We start from the raw sequence: 3,649 nt of genomic DNA, 5'->3' as shown, positions 1-3,649 counted from the left end.
TTGATCGTTAAGCGATTGATCGGGGTGATCAATTGTAGTCTGCGCGGGCTGCTCTGGGATTTTCTAAAGTTGGTTGCGGGAGCAGGATTTGAACCTGCGACCTTCAGGTTATGAGCCTGACGAGCTACCGGGCTGCTCCATCCCGCGACACTTTAAGTGACCTATCGCTTACGCTACTTGAGGTCTTGTGTTGGTCTATCGCCTATTCGGCTACTTGAGACCGGGTAGTGTTCTTTTCATCGTGTTTGAGAGACTGTGGGCTTTTTCTAGGTTTGGCGGTGACCTACTCTCCCGGGGCTTAAGCCCAAGTACCATTGGCGCGGCAGTGCTTAACTTCCGGGTTCGGGATGGGACCGGGTGTTTCACTTGCGCTATGACCACCAAACCGAGGAAAAGCCCATGTCGACTTTCTTGCTTTGCAAGAAAGCGACGAGGTGGCAGGCAGCGTCTTTTGCTTGCAAAAGGCGCGTTGCCACTCGGTTATATAATCAACCAACATCGCGGCTTGGCGCTGCGACGTTATCCAACTCAAGGTCAGTGTATGCTTTGGTCTTGTCTTTCCATTACTGGATCAAATCAAGCCTATCGGGCGATTAGTACCGGTCAACTGAACGCATTACTGCGCTTACATCTCCGGCCTATTGACGTGGTGGTCTTCCACGGCCCTCAGGGAGACCTTGTTTTGAGGGGGGCTTCCCGCTTAGATGCCTTCAGCGGTTATCCTGTCCGATCATAGCTACCCAGCACTGCCGTTGGCACGACAACTGGTCCACCAGTGGATCGTTCACCCCGGTCCTCTCGTACTAGGGGCAACTCCTCTCAAGTCTCCTACACCCACGGCAGATAGGGACCGAACTGTCTCACGACGTTCTAAACCCAGCTCACGTACCTCTTTAAACGGCGAACAGCCGTACCCTTGGGACCTGCTCCAGCCCCAGGATGAGATGAGCCGACATCGAGGTGCCAAACACTGCCGTCGATATGGACTCTTGGGCAGTATCAGCCTGTTATCCCCGGCGTACCTTTTATCCGTTGAGCGATGGCCCTTCCACTCGGGACCACCGGATCACTATGGCCGTCTTTCGACTCTGCTCGACTTGTCAGTCTTGCAGTCAGGCTGGCTTCTGCCATTGCACTCAACGAGCGATTTCCGACCGCTCTGAGCCAACCTTCGCGCGCCTCCGTTACGCTTTAGGAGGCGACCGCCCCAGTCAAACTACCCGCCACGCAGGGTCCCGGATCCGGATAACGGACCGCGGTTAGACATCAAGAGTGCGAAGGGTGGTATCTCAAGGGAGGCTCCACGGATACTTGCGTTTCCGCTTCAAAGCCTACCACCTATCCTGCACATCACAATCCTGATGCCAGTGCGAAGCTGTAGTAAAGGTGCACGGGGTCTTTCCGTCTAACCGCGGGAAGCCTGCATCTTGACAGGCAATTCAATTTCGCTGAGTCGATGTTGGAGACAGCGGGGAAGTCGTTACGCCATTCGTGCAGGTCGGAACTTACCCGACAAGGAATTTCGCTACCTTAGGACCGTTATAGTTACGGCCGCCGTTTACCTGGGCTTCAATTCAAGGCTCTCACCTCTCCTTTTAACCTTCAGGCACCGGGCAGGCGTCAGACCCTATACGTCGTCTTGCGACTTCGCAGAGCCCTGTGTTTTTAATAAACAGTCGCCACCCCCTGGTTTGTGCCCCCAGCCCCTAGTTGCCTAGGAACCGGGCCTCCTTCTCGCGAACTTACGGAGGTATTTTGCCGAGTTCCTTCAACATCGTTCTCTCAAGCGCCTTGGTATGCTCTACCAGTCCACCTGTGTCGGTTTAGGGTACGGTCTGATGGAGGGCTATTTCCAGGAACCACTCAGCAGCCCAATCAATCCGATAAGATTGAACTACACCTGTGATCCGTCACATCCTCCTGGCCTAGGAATATTAACCTAGTTCCCATCGCCTACGCCTTTCGGCCTCGGCTTAGGGGCCGGCTTACCCTGCTCAGATTAGCTTTAAGCAGGAACCCTTGGACTTTCGGCGAGAGTGTCTCTCACACTCTTTGTCGCTACTCATGTCATCATTCTCACTAGTGATCTCTCCACCGGATGGCTCACGCCCCGGCTTCATCGAAAGCACTTTATCTTGCGCTACCGCCTATTCGGCTACTTGAGCGCGATTGCTCGCACCAAATGACCGGCGATAATACAAGATAAGTGCTATGTCACACTACGCTCTGCTACCGATGCTTACGCATCCCTAGACTTCGGCTCATGGCTTGAGCCCCGTTACATCTTCGCCGCAGGACAACTTATTTAGACCAGTGAGCTGTTACGCTATCTTTAAAGGATGGCTGCTTCTAAGCCAACCTCCTGGTTGTTTTGGTCGTCCCACCTGCTTTCCCACTTAGCCATGAATTGGGGGCCTTAGTCGTAGGTCAGGGTTGTTTCCCTCTCCACTACGGACGTTAGCATCCGCAGTGTGTCTGCCATCTAGTACTCCCGGGTATTCGGAGTTTGGTTAGGATCAGTAAGCCTGTGGGGCCCCATTACCCATCCAGTGCTCTACCCCCCGGGGTATTCGGATGACGCTCTACCTAAATAGATTTCGCAGAGAACCAGCTATCTCCGAGTTTGATTGGCCTTTCACCCCTAGGCACAGCTCATCCCGATCCTTTTCAACGGATGTGGGTTCGGTCCTCCAGTAAGTGTTACCTTACCTTCAACCTGGCCATGCCTAGATCACTCGGTTTCGGGTCTGATCCCACGAACTCATTCGCCCTATTAAGACTCGCTTTCGCTACGCCTACACCTAACGGCTTAAGCTTGCTCGTAAGACCAAGTCGATGACCCATTATACAAAAGGTACGCCGTCAGATCTCGAGGATCCTCCGACTGATTGTAGGCGTTCGGTTTCAGGTACTGTTTCACTCCCCTCGTCGGGGTGCTTTTCACCTTTCCCTCACGGTACTGGTTCGCTATCGGTCAGCAAGGAGTACTTAGCCTTCGAAGGTGGTCCTCCGATCTTCAGACAGAATTTCACGTGTTCCGCCCTACTTAATACGTCCATCAAAGCTTCCTATACGGGGCTGTCACCCGCTATGGCCACGCTTCCCAACGTGTTCTAGTCACTTATCTGGCTCGGCTGGTCCCCGTTCGCTCGCCGCTACTAGGGGAGTATCAATTGATTTCCTTTCCTCCGGGTACTTAGATGTTTCAGTTCCCCGGGTTTGCTCTTAAAACCCTATGTATTCAGGTCTTAAGTACCTGTTTAAACCCCATATTGAGTATCAAAGATAACAATATGAAGCTTTCAGGTGGGTTGCCCCATTCAGAGATCCATGGATCAAAGCTTATTCTCAGCTCCCCATGGCTTATCGCAGAGTATCACGTCTTTCATCGCCTCTTGCTGCCAAGGCATTCACCAAACGCCCTTCTCGCGCTTGATTTGATCCAGAAAGAGAAAGACACAACTTAGTGCGCTACCGCCTATTCGGCTACTTGAGCGCAGTCAGGTCAATCGCGATCGCCCAGCTGGTAACTAAAGGCGATCTTTCTTCTGAACCAAAAGCATACTTTCCCGCCTTCTATCCTGGAACCCATGCTGCCGATGTCGGTCGGCCCCACATGGAGAATAGAAGACATGCATGATCATTTAGT

Annotated in this window: 1 tRNA gene and 2 rRNA genes; all 3 read right to left on the bottom strand. The window is 52.9% G+C overall.

Annotation, left to right across the window (positions count from 1 at the left end):
* Window positions 1-70: 70 nt before the first annotated feature.
* Window positions 71-147, bottom strand: a tRNA-Met gene (locus ACR0A1_RS20495).
* Window positions 148-270: 123 nt separating this feature from the next.
* A 5S ribosomal RNA gene (gene rrf / locus ACR0A1_RS20490) occupies window positions 271-385 on the bottom strand.
* A gap of 187 nt (window positions 386-572) precedes the next feature.
* Window positions 573-3,438 (bottom strand): 23S ribosomal RNA (locus ACR0A1_RS20485).
* Window positions 3,439-3,649 lie beyond the last annotated feature (211 nt).

This window comes from Ruegeria sp. D6 (assembly GCF_056534365.1).
Note: the sequence above shows the minus strand (reverse complement) of the source record. Positions and strands in the feature narration are given on the sequence as shown.